This window comes from Vibrio sp. Y42_MX_L11, from assembly GCF_024181785.1.
GTDB lineage: Bacteria > Pseudomonadota > Gammaproteobacteria > Enterobacterales > Vibrionaceae > Vibrio > Vibrio diabolicus.
Genome location: NZ_JAMZAP010000001.1, coordinates 142,286 through 156,371 on the forward strand (window position 1 = coordinate 142,286; position 14,086 = coordinate 156,371).

General features: G+C 44.4%; 17 protein-coding genes. 8 read left to right on the forward strand and 9 right to left on the reverse strand.

All coding sequences use genetic code 11. The annotated features are described in order from the left end of the window. Positions 1–81 precede the first annotated feature (81 nt). Entirely contained in the window at positions 82–942 is an 861-nt protein-coding gene (focA, locus tag NL643_RS00585; RefSeq protein WP_005393324.1) for a formate transporter FocA, read from the reverse strand. A 299-nt stretch (positions 943–1,241) separates the two neighbouring features. Between focA and NL643_RS00590 the strand changes: the two genes are divergently transcribed. Further along, the gene (locus tag NL643_RS00590; protein WP_005378148.1) at positions 1,242–1,475 is read left to right on the forward strand and encodes a TIGR02647 family protein; all 234 of its coding nucleotides are present in this window, start codon (positions 1,242–1,244) and stop codon (positions 1,473–1,475) included. 36 nt (positions 1,476–1,511) lie between these two features. On the opposite strand, the gene NL643_RS00595 is transcribed toward NL643_RS00590, so the two are convergent. Then, a complete protein-coding gene (locus NL643_RS00595) occupies positions 1,512–1,970 on the reverse strand; it encodes a PACE efflux transporter (protein WP_253643731.1) in 459 nt (152 codons plus the stop codon). Positions 1,971–2,059: 89 nt separating this feature from the next. Here NL643_RS00595 and NL643_RS00600 point away from each other — a divergent pair, with 89 nt between their 5' ends. From NL643_RS00600 to NL643_RS00610, 3 genes are read left to right on the forward strand one after another with little or no spacing between them, the layout of a single operon-like run. Beyond that, the gene (locus NL643_RS00600) at positions 2,060–2,938 is read left to right on the forward strand and encodes a LysR family transcriptional regulator (protein WP_253643732.1); all 879 of its coding nucleotides are present in this window, start codon (positions 2,060–2,062) and stop codon (positions 2,936–2,938) included. Positions 2,939–2,960: 22 nt separating this feature from the next. Next, entirely contained in the window at positions 2,961–3,788 is an 828-nt protein-coding gene (locus NL643_RS00605; protein ID WP_161445668.1) for an NAD-dependent epimerase/dehydratase family protein, read from the forward strand. Continuing rightward, complete coding sequence (locus NL643_RS00610; RefSeq protein WP_005390904.1) at positions 3,785–4,423, forward strand: YdcF family protein; 639 nt, start codon at positions 3,785–3,787, stop codon at positions 4,421–4,423. Before NL643_RS00605 ends, NL643_RS00610 begins: the two co-directional genes overlap by 4 nt. A gap of 61 nt (positions 4,424–4,484) precedes the next feature. On the opposite strand, the gene NL643_RS00615 is transcribed toward NL643_RS00610, so the two are convergent. Both NL643_RS00615 and cysS read right to left on the reverse strand, forming a co-directional pair. After that, on the reverse strand, positions 4,485–5,063 hold the full coding sequence (locus NL643_RS00615) for a thymidine kinase (RefSeq protein ID WP_005378154.1): 579 nt from the start codon (positions 5,061–5,063) through the stop codon (positions 4,485–4,487). Positions 5,064–5,150: 87 nt separating this feature from the next. Beyond that, complete coding sequence (gene cysS, locus NL643_RS00620; RefSeq protein WP_253643733.1) at positions 5,151–6,533, reverse strand: cysteine--tRNA ligase; 1,383 nt, start codon at positions 6,531–6,533, stop codon at positions 5,151–5,153. Between the two features lie 203 nt (positions 6,534–6,736). On the opposite strand from cysS, the gene NL643_RS00625 reads away from it, so the two are divergent. The 4 genes from NL643_RS00625 to NL643_RS00640 all read left to right on the forward strand — a co-directional run bounded on the left by NL643_RS00625 (position 6,737) and on the right by NL643_RS00640 (position 9,938). Further along, on the forward strand, positions 6,737–7,231 hold the full coding sequence (locus NL643_RS00625; RefSeq protein WP_005390900.1) for a peptidylprolyl isomerase: 495 nt from the start codon (positions 6,737–6,739) through the stop codon (positions 7,229–7,231). A gap of 60 nt (positions 7,232–7,291) precedes the next feature. After that, positions 7,292–8,029, forward strand: coding sequence for a UDP-2,3-diacylglucosamine diphosphatase (gene lpxH / locus NL643_RS00630; RefSeq protein ID WP_006743038.1), 738 nt, complete (start codon positions 7,292–7,294; stop codon positions 8,027–8,029). Between the two features lie 98 nt (positions 8,030–8,127). Beyond that, the gene (locus tag NL643_RS00635) at positions 8,128–9,342 is read left to right on the forward strand and encodes an EAL and HDOD domain-containing protein (RefSeq protein ID WP_253643734.1); all 1,215 of its coding nucleotides are present in this window, start codon (positions 8,128–8,130) and stop codon (positions 9,340–9,342) included. Between the two features lie 80 nt (positions 9,343–9,422). After that, positions 9,423–9,938, forward strand: coding sequence for a YchJ family protein (locus NL643_RS00640; RefSeq protein ID WP_193448130.1), 516 nt, complete (start codon positions 9,423–9,425; stop codon positions 9,936–9,938). Positions 9,939–10,221: 283 nt separating this feature from the next. Here NL643_RS00640 and hisIE read toward each other — a convergent pair whose 3' ends face one another. The 5 genes from hisIE to hisB are packed head-to-tail and all read right to left on the reverse strand — an operon-like array spanning position 10,222 to position 14,073. Continuing rightward, entirely contained in the window at positions 10,222–10,857 is a 636-nt protein-coding gene (gene hisIE / locus NL643_RS00645; protein WP_104969276.1) for a bifunctional phosphoribosyl-AMP cyclohydrolase/phosphoribosyl-ATP diphosphatase HisIE, read from the reverse strand. Continuing rightward, a complete protein-coding gene (hisF, locus tag NL643_RS00650; RefSeq protein ID WP_004749837.1) occupies positions 10,854–11,627 on the reverse strand; it encodes an imidazole glycerol phosphate synthase subunit HisF in 774 nt (257 codons plus the stop codon). The genes hisIE and hisF overlap by 4 nt, the downstream gene beginning before the upstream one ends. Beyond that, complete coding sequence (gene hisA / locus NL643_RS00655) at positions 11,609–12,346, reverse strand: 1-(5-phosphoribosyl)-5-[(5-phosphoribosylamino)methylideneamino]imidazole-4-carboxamide isomerase (RefSeq protein ID WP_253643735.1); 738 nt, start codon at positions 12,344–12,346, stop codon at positions 11,609–11,611. Before hisA ends, hisF begins: the two co-directional genes overlap by 19 nt. Positions 12,347–12,358: 12 nt before the next feature. After that, positions 12,359–12,973: an imidazole glycerol phosphate synthase subunit HisH gene (hisH, locus tag NL643_RS00660; protein ID WP_047008596.1), complete on the reverse strand. Its 615-nt coding sequence runs from the start codon at positions 12,971–12,973 to the stop codon at positions 12,359–12,361. Between the two features lie 26 nt (positions 12,974–12,999). Continuing rightward, the gene (gene hisB, locus NL643_RS00665; RefSeq protein ID WP_005390875.1) at positions 13,000–14,073 is read right to left on the reverse strand and encodes a bifunctional histidinol-phosphatase/imidazoleglycerol-phosphate dehydratase HisB; all 1,074 of its coding nucleotides are present in this window, start codon (positions 14,071–14,073) and stop codon (positions 13,000–13,002) included. Between the last annotated feature and the right edge of the window lie 13 nt (positions 14,074–14,086).

A 14,086-nucleotide genomic window follows, 5' to 3' on the forward strand; every position in this document is an offset into this window, starting at 1 on the left:
CACTCGATTTGTGTGAAACTTATCGACATGAATAAAAGAAAGGCGAACCATTTGGCTCGCCTTTCTTTTATTCTTTTAGATTTATCGTAAATGCTTGTCTTCATCACGCAGATAAATCATCCAATACCACATACCAACGAATACACCGCCACCAATGATGTTCCCTATCGTTACAGGGATAAGGTTATTTACGATGAACCCCATCATGTTTAAGTCCGCATAGTTTGCAATATCCGCCCCTGTCATTTGCCAAAATGCTTCCGGTGCAAAATATTTGATTCCAATCGCCATGGGTACTTGGAACATGTTCGCAATACAGTGCTCGAAACCTGCCGATACAAACATAGCCACTGGCAGAATCATGACCGCTATTTTGTCAGTTAATGTACGTCCACTAAACGTCATCCAAACAGCAATACACACCAGCACGTTACACATGATGCCAAGCGCAACAGCAGCAAAGAAACCATGGTGCAATTTATGTTGAGAGATCGCCATCGCGTTGAGGCCAACTTGGCCGTGATCAAACATATACTGCTTGGTGACCAACATGCATGCTACCAACAAAAGAGCACCAACCATGTTGCCGAAATAAACCACAAACCAGTTTTTGATTAGCGCTTGCCACGAGATCTTTCCACTCGCTCGCGCTACCAATGTTAATACTGAGCTAGTGAAAAGCTCACCACCTGTAACGACAACAAGAATCAAACCAAGGCTGAAGGCTAGGCCACCGATTAGCCTGGTAATACCCCATGGAAGGTCGCCTGCACCGGTTGTCACCGTGGTGTAAAAGATGAACGCAATACCAATATGAAGTCCGGCAGAAATTGCCAATAAAAAAGATTTGATCGGTGCTTTAGTTGCTTTACCTACCCCCACTTCAGCCGCGCGTTCCGCAGCCTGAGGCGGTAATAGTGAGTCAAACTGATTGAAGTTCATTGTGGTGTAACATTTAGAAACAATTAAAGAGGCGCGGATAATCGCTCCATTTCCCTACTTTTTCAAGCGCTATTTGACATGTTTACTAAAAATGTTGTTATCGATAGATCAACCGATAAAGGTCAACTATCATTCGCAATCGTAACTATCATTGATACTTAACAAGTATTCTGCCTTTCGAACAAAGATCCTGCGTTATATCAGCCTGATAGCGCCATACTTAACACTTCTTATCGTTTAATGTTGCTCAACTCTTCTTTTCAGACTAGCTTGGTAAAAAAAGCGTAAAGGAATCATTTATGAAATATTCAGCTGAACATATCGCCGAATTGAACCTACTTCTTCAGTTCGACCTAAGTAGTGCTGCAACTGGTATTAAAGTTCATACAGACGCGTCAGAAGAAATGCAGGCAGCCGTTGCTCGTCTATACGAGAAGCAACTTTGTACACAGCCTGATGGTGGTTATTTAACAGATGAAGGTATTGAAGTCGCAGAGCATGCGGATAAGATTTTAAGAGTCCTTTCCGTGTAATTTGAACAAAAACGCCACCGAATTCGGTGGCGTTTTTTATTGGTCCCTGCATTTTGTTCCTGCCGAAACCTGCGGCGCTAATCGTTTTTTCATTTTGCTAAATGGCTGAACCTTGTCGTACAACCAATTAAAGCCCGTGTCATAAAATAGGAAGAACACTAGGAAGCCAGCTTCCAACACCAGAGCTTGAAGAAGCGTAATTTCTAAGAACCAAGCAATGACGGGTATAGAGATAAAGATCAACCCTCCCTCGAATCCAATTGTATGCCCAAAACGCATCGCTAAACTTCGCTCAATTCGATTGCTGCCAAACCACTTATCAAAGTACAAGTTGTAGATGTAATTCCACACGACGGTATACATGCTCAACCCAATCCCAACTAACGCGAGATCACTCGATCCCTTTCCGGTGATCAATGAAGCCGCTGGCACAATGATCGCGAGTGCGATTAACTCAAAAAGTACTGCATGAAAAATTCGTTCGTTACGAGTCATATTTCTCTGTCCAAATAGTTCTACTCAATGCTTAGAATTTTATCTATTATTCAGATAACAAAAAGTTAGATACCATCGGCAAAAGCGATATGTTTACCATCGAACAACTGCAAGCTTTCATTGCTACATCAGAAACCGGATCATTTTCAGGCGCGGCAAGAAAACTGGGGCGAGCTCAATCCGTAGTCAGCCAACACATTATAAATATGGAGGTCGACTGTGGTGTTGATCTATTTGATCGCTCTGGTCGATATCCGAAATTAACCGAGAGTGGCCTCACACTCATACCTTATGCACAAGCGGCAATCAGCCAACTCGACCGATTAAACAACAGAGCATCACAGCTTTTTTCAACACCAACGAATAAATTGGTTTTAGCCATTGATGAAGGGATTCCTCTGACTCGCTTGCCCGACGCGCTAAAAAATTTAGAGCAACGCTTTCCACACTTGCAAGTTGAATGCTTAACAGCTTCAAGTCCGGATATCATTGAATTGGTCAAATCGGAGCGCGCCACTACTGGGATTATTTTGAGTGACTTACAAATGCCAAGACATATCGATTTCACTAATCTTGGTAACATTGCGTTCGATGTCTATGTCTCTTCAACACACGCTCTGGCACAACAACGCGTCACTCACATTGATCAACTCAAACAACATCGTCAACTGGTCATACGCTCCAAAAACGCAGAGCCATGTGGTCTCAATCAAGCATTCAGCCCGGATATCTGGTACGCTGATAACTACTATATTTTGTTGGAATTAGCGAATAAAGGGTTTGGTTGGTGCTTTCTTCCAGAGCATTTAGTCGCGTATTCACCGAACACACTGACAAGAGTTGGGGATGATTTCACAAAGCTGGCTTGGCAAGTCAATGTTGACCTTATTCAACATCAGAAATGGCATTCAGATCCCCTCCATCAACAAGCCAAAGCAGAGCTGCTCAATCTATTCGAGCAGACATAAATAAGTAAGTAGGAAGACCCAAATGGCAAATACATTGATCGTAGGTGCAGGCTGGCTCGGAACTCCGCTAGCAGAAACTTTGATGAAAGACGGACACCACGTTGTCGTTACTCGTCGTAACCAAGCTCGGTTAAACGAGTTACCCGCTTCATTAACTCACTCCGCATTATTCGATTTTAATCAACTTAACGCGGCGAAACGGCTAGATGAGTTGCTTAAGCAACATCAAATTACTCACGTTGTCGGTGCTTTTCCCCCTGGTTTTCGTAAAGGACGCGGACAAGAATACGCCCAACAATGGCAAATGCTCGCAAACGCAGCAAAGCAAAACAACGTTGAAAAGCTCGTTATGATTAGCTCTACAACGGTGTATCCCAACCTAGCTTCTGATATGGAAGAAGCAGATGCGTCACTCTCTTTAGCAGCCGACAGCCCTTATTTCTCTGACAATGCACGTATTATGCTGCAAGCCGAGCAGCATGTTATCGACTCTAATATTAGCTTCGTTATTATGCGTTGTAGCGGGCTAATTGGGCCAGATAGGCACCCTTCTCGCTTTGCAATGAGACTAAAACAAGTCAGTCGTAAAGCGCCTGCTAATATGCTTCATCAAGATGATGCGGTATCGGCGGTCAAATTTGCTTTAGATAATTTAAGCAACCAAGTCATTAACGTGACCACACCGCATACCGTCAGCAAGGCGGAGTTCTACCAAGCCGCTATAAATAAGAGCGAAAGTGAGATACCTCTTCCCCCAGTCACAGAACAAACAGATAAGCGCATTCTCGCAGACAAACTACTCTCACTTGGCTATCAATTTCATTTCAACTCAACTTTGGACGCGCTATGAAACTCTATCGACACATAGAAACACTTTGGGATTACATGCAACTCAAACATGAGCTGAAACCCGCAGACTGTTTGTTTGTGATGTGCAGTAACGATGTGCGTGTAGCAGAACATGCAGCAAATCTGTACCACCAAAAGTTAGCGCCTTTGATTGTATTTTCAGGGGGAGAAGGTCGTTTTACCGATGGACTGTTTGAAAAAAGCGAAGCGGAAACTTTTGCCGAAATTGCCAAGATGTCAGGCGTGCCCAGTGAAGCAATTTTGCTCGAAACTGAATCCACCAACAGTGGAGAAAACGTTCGCTTTACTGAGCAACGATTGAAAGAGGAAGGAAAAAATTGCTCATCGTTTATTCTGGTGCAAAAACCATTTATGGAACGCAGAGCTATAGCGACATTTGAAAAACAGTGGCAGTCACCCTACTCCCAGCTCCAAGTAAGCTCTACGGCTCATCCGTTTTTTGAGTATATTAATGAAGACATGCCATTAATGATGGTGCTAGAAGCACTAATGGAAGATTTCTCTCGTGTAAAAAGCTATCCAGAGAAAGGATTTCAAACCGAGCAGAACATCCCTCAGCAAGTCGAATCGTCTTACCAAGTTTTGCTAGAGAGATTTGGTTTTGACTTAGTCTAAGCCCTTTCTAGCAGACAACAAAAAGCCACCGATTACGGTGGCTTTTCTGTATTAATACGGATTATTTACCGAGTGCTTCTTTGTAATGCTGACGGCACACGGAGACATATTTGTCGTTACCGCCGATCGCAACTTGATCGCCCTCTTTAATCGCCACGCCATGTTCATCGGTACGAATAACCATATTCGCTTTGCGACCGCAGTGGCAGATCGTTTTGAGCTCAACCAACTTGTCTGCCCAAGATAACAGGTACTTACTGCCTTCAAAAAGTTCGCCTAGAAAATCGGTGCGAAGGCCGTAACACAATACTGGAATATGCAGTTTATCAACAACTTCAGTAAGTTGGTAAACCTGCTCTTTCGACAAGAACTGACACTCATCAACAAGAATACAGTGACGTTTCTCAACCTCATTCAGAGCTGCGATCTCTTGATATAAATTGGTATCCTGACGAAACAAGTGTGCGTCAGATTGAAGACCAATACGAGAGCTCACTTTACCGACACCAAAGCGATCATCTAGTGCCGCCGTAAAAATAACTGGCGTCATGCCGCGTTCTTGATAGTTGAAAGAGGATTGAAGAAGCGTTGTTGATTTACCCGCATTCATTGCTGAGTAATAGAAATACATCTGAGCCACAGAGCATTACCTAAAGTTAAAGTTTTAATTTATGGAAATGGAAAATAAAAGGGCTGAATTATCAGCCCTTTAAAATTGAAAATTCAATTACTTACGACGCCACGTTGTGCCTTCTGGACCATCTTCCAGAACAATGCCCATTTCGGTTAGCTTGTCACGAGCCATATCTGCATTCGCCCAATCTTTCGCAGCGCGAGAGTCGTTACGCAGCTTGATAAGAGCTTCGATTTCAGCCACTTCATCATCGTTACCTGCATCACCTTTTAGGAAGGCTTCTGGATCTTGGTGAAGAATACCGATCACATCTGCTAGTTCACGCATTAGCGCACCTAGCTCGCTCGCTTTCTCTAGGTTTTCTGTTTTCAGACGGTTAACTTCGCGCGCCATGTCGAACAGAACTGAGTACGCTTCTGGCGTATTGAAGTCATCGTTCATCGCTGCTGTAAAGCGAGATACGTACTCTTCACCACCAGCAGGAGCAGCATTTAGATCCAAACCACGTAGAGAAGTGTATAGACGCTCAAGCGAAGCGCGTGCTTGGTTTAGGTTCTCTTCGCTGTAGTTTAACTGGCTACGGTAGTGACCAGACATAAGGAAGTAACGAACCGTTTCTGCATCGTAGTGACCAAGTACGTCACGGATAGTAAAGAAGTTGCCTAGAGACTTAGACATCTTCTCGCGATCTACCATCACCATGCCACTGTGCATCCAAGTATTTACGTACTTAGTGTCGTGTGCACAGCATGATTGCGCGATTTCGTTTTCGTGGTGTGGGAACTGAAGATCAGAGCCGCCACCGTGAATATCAAAGTGATCACCTAGGATTGAAGAGTTCATAGCAGAACATTCAATGTGCCAGCCTGGACGACCAAGGCCCCATGGTGATTCCCACGTAGGTTCACCTGGTTTAGACATCTTCCAAAGAACGAAGTCTAGTGGGCTGCGTTTGGCTGTTTCGACATCAACGCGCGCGCCCGCTTGCAGCTGATCCAAATCTTGTTTAGACAGTTTGCCGTATTCGTCAAACTTGCGAACCTCAAACATTACATCGCCATTATCCGCAACGTAAGCAAAACCACGTTCAATCAGTTTTTGAACAAGTTCGATGATTTCTGGAATAAACTGGGTTGCACGAGGCTCAATATCTGGGCGCTTCATGTTTAATGCGTCGAAGTCTGCGTGCATTTCACCGATCAAGCGCTCAGTCAGTGAGTCACAAGACTCGCCATTTTCAGCCGCACGTTTAATGATCTTATCATCGATGTCTGTGATGTTGCGTACAAACGTTAGATCGTAACCTAGGTAACGAAGGTAACGTGATACCACGTCAAAGGAGACAAAAGTGCGACCGTGACCGATGTGACAGAGATCGTAGATGGTAACTCCACAGACATACATGCCGACTTTGCCAGCTGTAATTGGTTTGAATTCCTCTTTCTGTCTTGTGAGTGTGTTATATATCTTTAACATGATCTCTATCTATGATTGTGAATGAATAAAAGAAGGTCGAGTATATCAACTCCGACCTGGTTAGGTAATAGCAATTAACCGATAAAACGATAATCGGCTAAACTTCAAGCACAAAACGAAGAATTTCCTCTTCCTGAGTTTTTAATGCACTAGAACTTAGGCTAGAATCTCGGGCTCAACACAACACAGTAAAGGAAAGTAGCATGATCACCCTTCACACTAATTTTGGTGACATCAAGATTCAACTAAACGAAGAGAAAGCGCCAGAGACTAGCGCAAACTTCCTTCAGTACTGCCGCGATGGCTTTTACGACAACACTCTTTTCCACCGTGTTATTGACGGTTTCATGATCCAAGGTGGTGGCATGGAACCTGGTCTACGTGAAAAAGCATCACGTGCACCTATCAAGAACGAAGCAAACAACGGCCTAAGCAACAAAGTGGGTACACTTGCTATGGCGCGTACTATGGAACCGCATTCAGCAAGCTCTCAATTCTTTATCAACGTAAACAACAACACATTCCTAGATTTCCGTAGCGAAAGCCTAGATGGTTGGGGTTACTGTGTATTCGGTGAAGTTGTAGAAGGCATGGACATCGTAAATAAGATCAAAGGCGTTAGCACTGGTTCTTACGGCATGCACCAAGACGTGCCTCTAGAGGACGTAGTAATCACTGGTACAACAATTGAAGAATAATTCGTAAGAATTATTTCTAAGAGATAAGTTAATGGGGAGGCATCGCTTCCCCTTATTTCTATGACAACATTATTTATTTCCGATCTTCACCTCACCCCATCGCGTCCGGATATTACGGAATGTTTTGTGACGTTCATGCGAACAGAAGCAACGAAAGCCGATGCACTTTATGTATTAGGCGATCTGTTCGAGTTTTGGGTTGGAGACGATGACAAAACTCCTTTTGCCAATCAAATCCGTACAGAGTTCCAGCAACTAACAAAGACTGGCGTTCCTGTTTATTTCATTCAGGGCAATCGCGACTTCCTATTGGGAAAACGCTTCTGTAAAGAGACAGGCATTACATTACTGGATGAAGTTAGCCTCATAGACCTTTATGGTACTAAAGCGGTTATTCTCCACGGTGACACCCTGTGTACTGACGATATTGATTATCAAAAATTCCGTAAGACTGTTCATCAACCTTGGTTGCAATGGCTGTTTAATCACATTCCTTGGTTTATTAAGAAGAAAATTGTCTCAAAAGTTCAATCCGATATTCGTGATGATAAAATGAGCAAGCCTTTAGACATCATGGACGTCAATCAAAATGAAGTCGAGAAAGTGATGTCTCAGAATTGCGTCAACTTAATGATTCATGGTCACACTCATCGTCCGAATACACATTTCTTTGACGTCGATGGCGTTAAAAAGACCCGGATAGTTCTAGGGGATTGGTATACGCAAGGCTCAGTTTTACAAGTAAATTCTGATGGCTTTGACCTACAAACGAGACCATTCATACAGAATTTACGTTAAGCATGTAGAGCGTGTAGAAGATTCACGCTCAAGTCGTAGATATTTTGTAAAAAATCGCTATTATCTTAATACTAAGTTAAACAGAACGAAGTACCTAATTGAAGTATTCTTACGTAGCTCGCCAACCGATTCTGGATAGAGAAAAACGAACCATAGGTTACGAACTTCTCTTTCGAGACGGTCCTAAAAATACCTTCCCTGAAGTAGAACCAGAGCTGGCTACTAGTCGACTGCTATCCGATCATTTTTTGTCGACGCATTACAACACATTAGGGAACAAACTTGGCTTTGTTAACTTTCCGCATCAAAGCTTGGTGAATCTGGTCCCAACTCTGTTTCCCAAAGAGTCTCTCGTCATTGAAGTCCTTGAAGATTGTGAACCGACAGAGGAGCTGCTAGAAGCCATCAAGCACCTGCATGAGTGCGGATACAAAATTGCTTTAGATGATTTTGTGCCGACGAAGACTTGGAAACGTTTTCTTCCATATGTTTCCATGATCAAGTTTGACATTCGACTCGTACCGATCAAGAAAGCCGCTATTTTTATTCAGGCATTGAGCCCATTTAAAATCGACTTTCTTGCGGAAAAAGTAGAGACCTACGAAGAGTTTGAGCAAGCTTTAGAAGCCGGCTTTAACTATTTTCAAGGGTATTTTTTTAGCAAACCTGAGATGATCCAGAAAAAACGGTTGAACCCCGCGTTTCTTACCGTCATCCAGCTTTGTAAAGAGATTGCAGATAAGCCCATCGACTTCAATGAGGTTGAACGTCTGTTTTCGATTGATGTGACGCTGTCATACAAGTTGCTTACTTACGTAAATTCAGGATATACATTAACGACTAAGATCAAATCGTTCAGACAGGCACTTATTTATCTGGGTGAAGAGCGACTACGACGCTTTATTTCCTTAGTTGCAATTGCATCCGTTCAAGAGGATAAACCTGACTCTCTTTACTCTTTAGCGATTCAGCGTGCAAGAATGTGTGAACTGTTACTTAGTCAAATGAACACTAGGTATGACCCTGGGCAGGCTTTTTTGACAGGAATGTTTTCTCTACTCGGATCTTTGCTCGATCAACCGCTCTCGGATGTCATTGAAGATATCCCCGTTGACGAAGATATAAAACTCGCATTAACCAGTCGAAAAGGCGTACTTGGCCACTTACTTTCAATGACGATCGCCTACGAACAAGCAGACTGGGAATTAGCTGAGCGGTATTGCACCGTTCTTAAATTAACCGAGCCTCAATTAGCAGACGCTTTTAATCAATCTACCGAGTGGGCTCAAGAACTGCTGTCTCAAACGCCCTAAACCGCTATAATGCCTCACCTCCAGCCTCGCAATTGTGAGGTTGTTTGTTTTTACCGCTTAATTAATCGAGATTTCATTTTATGGCTTCTTCTTGTCCTTGCGGCTCTAACCGCACCTACCAACAGTGTTGTGAAATTGCCCACAATAACCATGCTGACGTTACCACTCCGGAGCAGTTAATGCGCTCTCGTTACAGTGCGCATGTGTTAGGTCTAGTAGATTACGTGGTGAACACGTACCACCCAAGCTGTAATGCAGAAGAACAACGAGAAGGCATTGCCCAATCTATCGACAGCGATTGGTGCAAACTTGAAGTATTAAAAACAGAAGCTGGCAGTAATGACAATGAAGGCTTTGTCGAGTTTAGCGCTTATTTTGATGAAGACGGCAAACGCTACTGTATGACAGAACGTTCTCGCTTCGTAAAAGAAAATGGGCTTTGGTACTACATTGACGGCACATTTCCTGAAGAAGAGCCAGAAGAAGAACCAGAACAGGATCCACGATTGAGCCAGCCAGTGAGTAGCCTAAAGCTAGGTCGTAACGATCCGTGTATCTGCGGAAGCGGTAAGAAGTTTAAGAAGTGTTGTGGGTAAAGGCATCCACGCCTAGCTTATTGAGTTCGCTTTAATGAGATTCCTGACCTCACCTAAGCTCGTCGGAATAACGTGAATATGTACTTTCGTTTGAAATAGATAACGCGACTTCAAATACCATTAGAAAATATACCGTCATTCTGAACAGCGAGGGACGAGCGTGATTCAGAATCTAATCGCCACCAGCACTGTTGCCGGTTTTTACCCCCGAATCAAGAACACTAAATTAAAAAAAGCCCCTAGACTCGAGAGCATAGGGGCTTTCACTTATCTATAAGCAAGTTTACTTATGACGTTCTTTCAACTTGTTCACTACGTCATTCATCGATAAGCCTTGGTCTTGAAGCAATACCATTAAGTGGTAAATCAAGTCTGCTGATTCACACACTAACTCCGCCTTATCGCCCGACGTCGCCGCAAGCGCGACTTCAACGCCTTCTTCGCCCACTTTTTGCGAAATACGCTTGGTGCCACGGGCATAAAGACTGGCAGTATAAGAGGAATCTGGGTCGGCACTCTTGCGGGCAGCCAATAGCTGCTCAAGTTGATGAAGCCACACCATTTGTGACTCCTCTTGCGGATCTCCATCCCAACAAGTTGTTGTTCCAGTATGGCAAGTCGGACCAATAGGATTCACTTTAACTAGCAGTGTGTCATTGTCGCAATCGAGCTGCATGTTCACCAATTGTAATACATTGCCTGAGGTTTCCCCTTTGGTCCAAAGACGCTCTTTGGTACGAGAGAAAAACGTCACTTGACCCGTTTCGCCCGTTTTTGCCAACGCATCTTGGTTCATGTAACCCATCATCAGCACTTGGCTTGATTGAAAATCTTGTACGATGGCAGGTACCAGACCATCCACCTTTTCCCAGTTGATTCGCTCTGCTAGCGAACTTACTTCGGCGGCTTTCACACTCATAGTCGTACCTCAATGCCTTGTTGTTTCAAATACTGCTTTAGTTCACCAATATTGATGACTTGCTTGTGGAATACCGACGCGGCAAGCGCGCCATCCACATTTGCTTTTTGGTAGGCTTCTGCGAAGTGCTCCATGGCACCTGCACCACCCGATGCAATCAATGGCACGTTACACACTTCACGCACCATATTAAGTTGTTCAATATCGTAGCCGTTACGCACGCCGTCTTGGTTCATCATGTTCAGTACGATTTCACCAGCACCGCGTTTTTGTACTTCTTGCACCCAATCACGCGTTTCCCATTGGGTCGCTTTGGTGCGTTCTTCATCACCAGTAAACTGGTAAACCTGATACTTGCCCGTCTCTTTGTCATAGTATGAGTCGATACCAACGACGATACATTGCACACCAAACTTATCAGCAAGGTCAGTAATCAACTGAGGGTTCGCCAAGGCAGGAGAGTTAATAGATACCTTATCTGCACCAAACTCAAGAATGCGCGCCGCGTCCTCTGCTGATTTAATACCACCAGCCACACAGAAAGGAATATCAATCACTTCAGCAACGCGAGCGACCCAACTTTTATCAACGACACGCCCATCACTTGAAGCGGTAATATCGTAGAACACAAGCTCGTCAGCGCCTTCTTCAGCATAACGCTGCGCAAGAGGAACGATGTCACCAATGATTTCGTGGTTGCGGAACTGGACGCCCTTCACCACTTGTCCATCACGAACATCAAGACATGGAATTATTCGCTTTGCCAGCATGCAACCGCCTCCTCTGCTGTGAACTTACCATCTAACAATGCGCGACCAACAATCACACCAGCAACACCGCTGCCTTTTAGTGCTTCGATATCCGCTAATGAGCCAATGCCGCCTGAAGATTGAAACTGCACTTGTGGGTACTGTTTACATAGGTCGACGTAAAGCTCAACGTTTGAGCCCTCTAGCGTACCGTCACGAGAAATGTCCGTGCAAAGCACATGCTGTAGACCTACCGTCAGATAATCGTTGATCAGAGCTTCGATAGTCACGCCTGAATCTTCTTGCCAGCCAGAAATGGCAACTTTGCGCGTGCCGTCTTGATCGATGTTGATGTCTAGTGCGAGAACGATTTTCTCTGCGCCGTATTTTTCCATCCAACCTTTCACAAGCTCTGGCTGTTTTACTGCTGTAGAACCGACTACAACACGCTGCGCACCGGCTTCTAACAGATCAATCACGTCTTGCTCTGTACGCACTCCACCACCGATTTGGATGTTCGCTGGTGTGCTTGCTAGTAGCTTTGCAATCAAACCTAGCTGGCGTGCTGTCGTGTCTTTCGCGCCAGTTAAATCCACCAAGTGCAGCCAGTTAGCACCCGCTTGGTGGTACAAATTGAACTGCTCTGCTGGGTCGACTTTGTACTCAGTTACTTGGCCGTAATCACCTTGATAAAGGCGAACCACCTGTCCTTCAATTAAATCAAGAGCTGGAATAATCACACTAAATCCCTTTTATAATTCTAAGAAGTTTTGAATAAGCTTCGCGCCCGCTTTTGAAGAACGCTCTGGGTGGAATTGCACACCATAATAGTTACCGCTTTGAACCGCAGCAGTGAATGGATTTCCGTAATCACATTCGGCAATGGTGTAGTCTCCAACTGGCATCGCAAAGCTGTGCACAAAATAGAAGTACTCACCCTCTTCAATACCTTTGAATAACGGATTGCCTGCTTTTGCAGAAACGGTATTCCACCCCATGTGCGGCAGTGGCAAATCGCCGGTTTGAAGCAGCTTCACTTCGCCATCGCAAAGTCCAAGACACTCAACTAACTCGTCGGCTTTCTGCCCTTTTTCTTGAGACACTTTGCCCAGCAGTTGCATGCCTAAACAGATACCTAGCAGTGGCTTTTCTACCTGTTTTACTAAGCTGATAAGGTCACGTTCTTCTAGGTTCTTCATCGCTTCACTAGCGGTTCCCACGCCCGGTAGAAATAGCTTGTCAGCCGCCAATACAACTTGTGGATCTTTTGAAATCGTTACGTCATAACCTAGGCGTTCAATAGCAAACTTCACCGAAGAGACGTTGGCACAGCCAGTATCGATAATGACAACTTTCTGTTCTGTCACTGTTTTTCTCCTTGCTAAGGTTAGCCTTAAAGTACGCCTTTACTACTCGGTAGCTCAGTGCCTTCTACTTTGATTGCTTGGCGCAGAGTACGACCAAACGCTTTAAATAGGCTCTCAATGATGTGGTGATCATTGTTGCCCGCAGAAGAAAGGTGCAGTGTACACGCTAGTGTGTCAGTTAAAGAACGGAAGAAGTGAACCACCATCTCTGTTGAAAGGTCCCCCACTTGCTCACGACTAAACTGCGCGTCGAACTTAAGGTAAGGACGACCAGATAGATCTAGTGCACATTGTGCCAAGCACTCATCCATTGGCAGGCTAAAGCCAAAGCGACCAATACCACGTTTGTCACCCAGTGCTTCTTTCAATGCTTGACCCAAAGCAAGAGCTGTATCTTCGACCGTGTGGTGATCATCAATGTGTAGATCACCTTCTACTTTGCACACCATCTGGAATCCACCGTGCGTCGCAATTTGATCCAACATGTGGTCGAAGAAACCAAGACCCGTTGAGATATCGTTACCGCCTTGCTCATCAAGGTTAACCGCAACTTTGATGTCCGTTTCTTTCGTGGTACGAATAACTTCAGCAACACGAGCTTTCACCGTCAGATCTTTCAGGATCTGTTTCCAACCCATGGTTTCTGGGTTGTATTGAATACCACGAATTGCCATGTTTTCTGCAAGTTGAAGATCGGTTTGACGATCGCCAATCACGACAGAGTTTTGGAAATCAACTTTGCCACCTTGAAGGTACTCTTTCACCATGCCTAGCTTAGGCTTACGGCAAGAGCAGTTATCTTCTTCAAAGTGAGGACAAATCAACACGTCATCGAACTTCACACCTTGAGACTCGAAGATCTCCATCATCATGTTGTGCGGTGCATCAAAATCAGCTTGTGGGTAGCTGTCAGTACCCAAACCATCTTGGTTAGTGACCATCACTAGACGGTATCCAGCATCCTGCAACGACAACAGGCTTGGGATAACAAATGGCTCTAGTTTTAACTTATCCAAGCGGTCAACTTGGAAATCAATCGGTGGCTCAACAATCAGCGTGCCATCTCGGTCGATAAATAGGATTTTTTGTTGCTTGCTCACTCGAACTTCCTTA

Coding starts and splice junctions, on each gene's coding strand:
- NL643_RS00640 (WP_193448130.1), top strand. CDS start 9,423: ATGGCTTCTTCTTGTCCTTGCGGCTCTAACCGCACCTACCAACAGTGT.
- hisF (WP_004749837.1), bottom strand. CDS start 11,627: ATGCTGGCAAAGCGAATAATTCCATGTCTTGATGTTCGTGATGGACAA.
- NL643_RS00605 (WP_161445668.1), top strand. CDS start 2,961: ATGGCAAATACATTGATCGTAGGTGCAGGCTGGCTCGGAACTCCGCTA.
- cysS (WP_253643733.1), bottom strand. CDS start 6,533: ATGTTAAAGATATATAACACACTCACAAGACAGAAAGAGGAATTCAAA.
- focA (WP_005393324.1), bottom strand. CDS start 942: ATGAACTTCAATCAGTTTGACTCACTATTACCGCCTCAGGCTGCGGAA.
- hisIE (WP_104969276.1), bottom strand. CDS start 10,857: ATGAGTGTGAAAGCCGCCGAAGTAAGTTCGCTAGCAGAGCGAATCAAC.
- NL643_RS00600 (WP_253643732.1), top strand. CDS start 2,060: ATGTTTACCATCGAACAACTGCAAGCTTTCATTGCTACATCAGAAACC.
- NL643_RS00610 (WP_005390904.1), top strand. CDS start 3,785: ATGAAACTCTATCGACACATAGAAACACTTTGGGATTACATGCAACTC.
- NL643_RS00625 (WP_005390900.1), top strand. CDS start 6,737: ATGATCACCCTTCACACTAATTTTGGTGACATCAAGATTCAACTAAAC.
- NL643_RS00590 (WP_005378148.1), top strand. CDS start 1,242: ATGAAATATTCAGCTGAACATATCGCCGAATTGAACCTACTTCTTCAG.
- NL643_RS00595 (WP_253643731.1), bottom strand. CDS start 1,970: ATGACTCGTAACGAACGAATTTTTCATGCAGTACTTTTTGAGTTAATC.
- lpxH (WP_006743038.1), top strand. CDS start 7,292: ATGACAACATTATTTATTTCCGATCTTCACCTCACCCCATCGCGTCCG.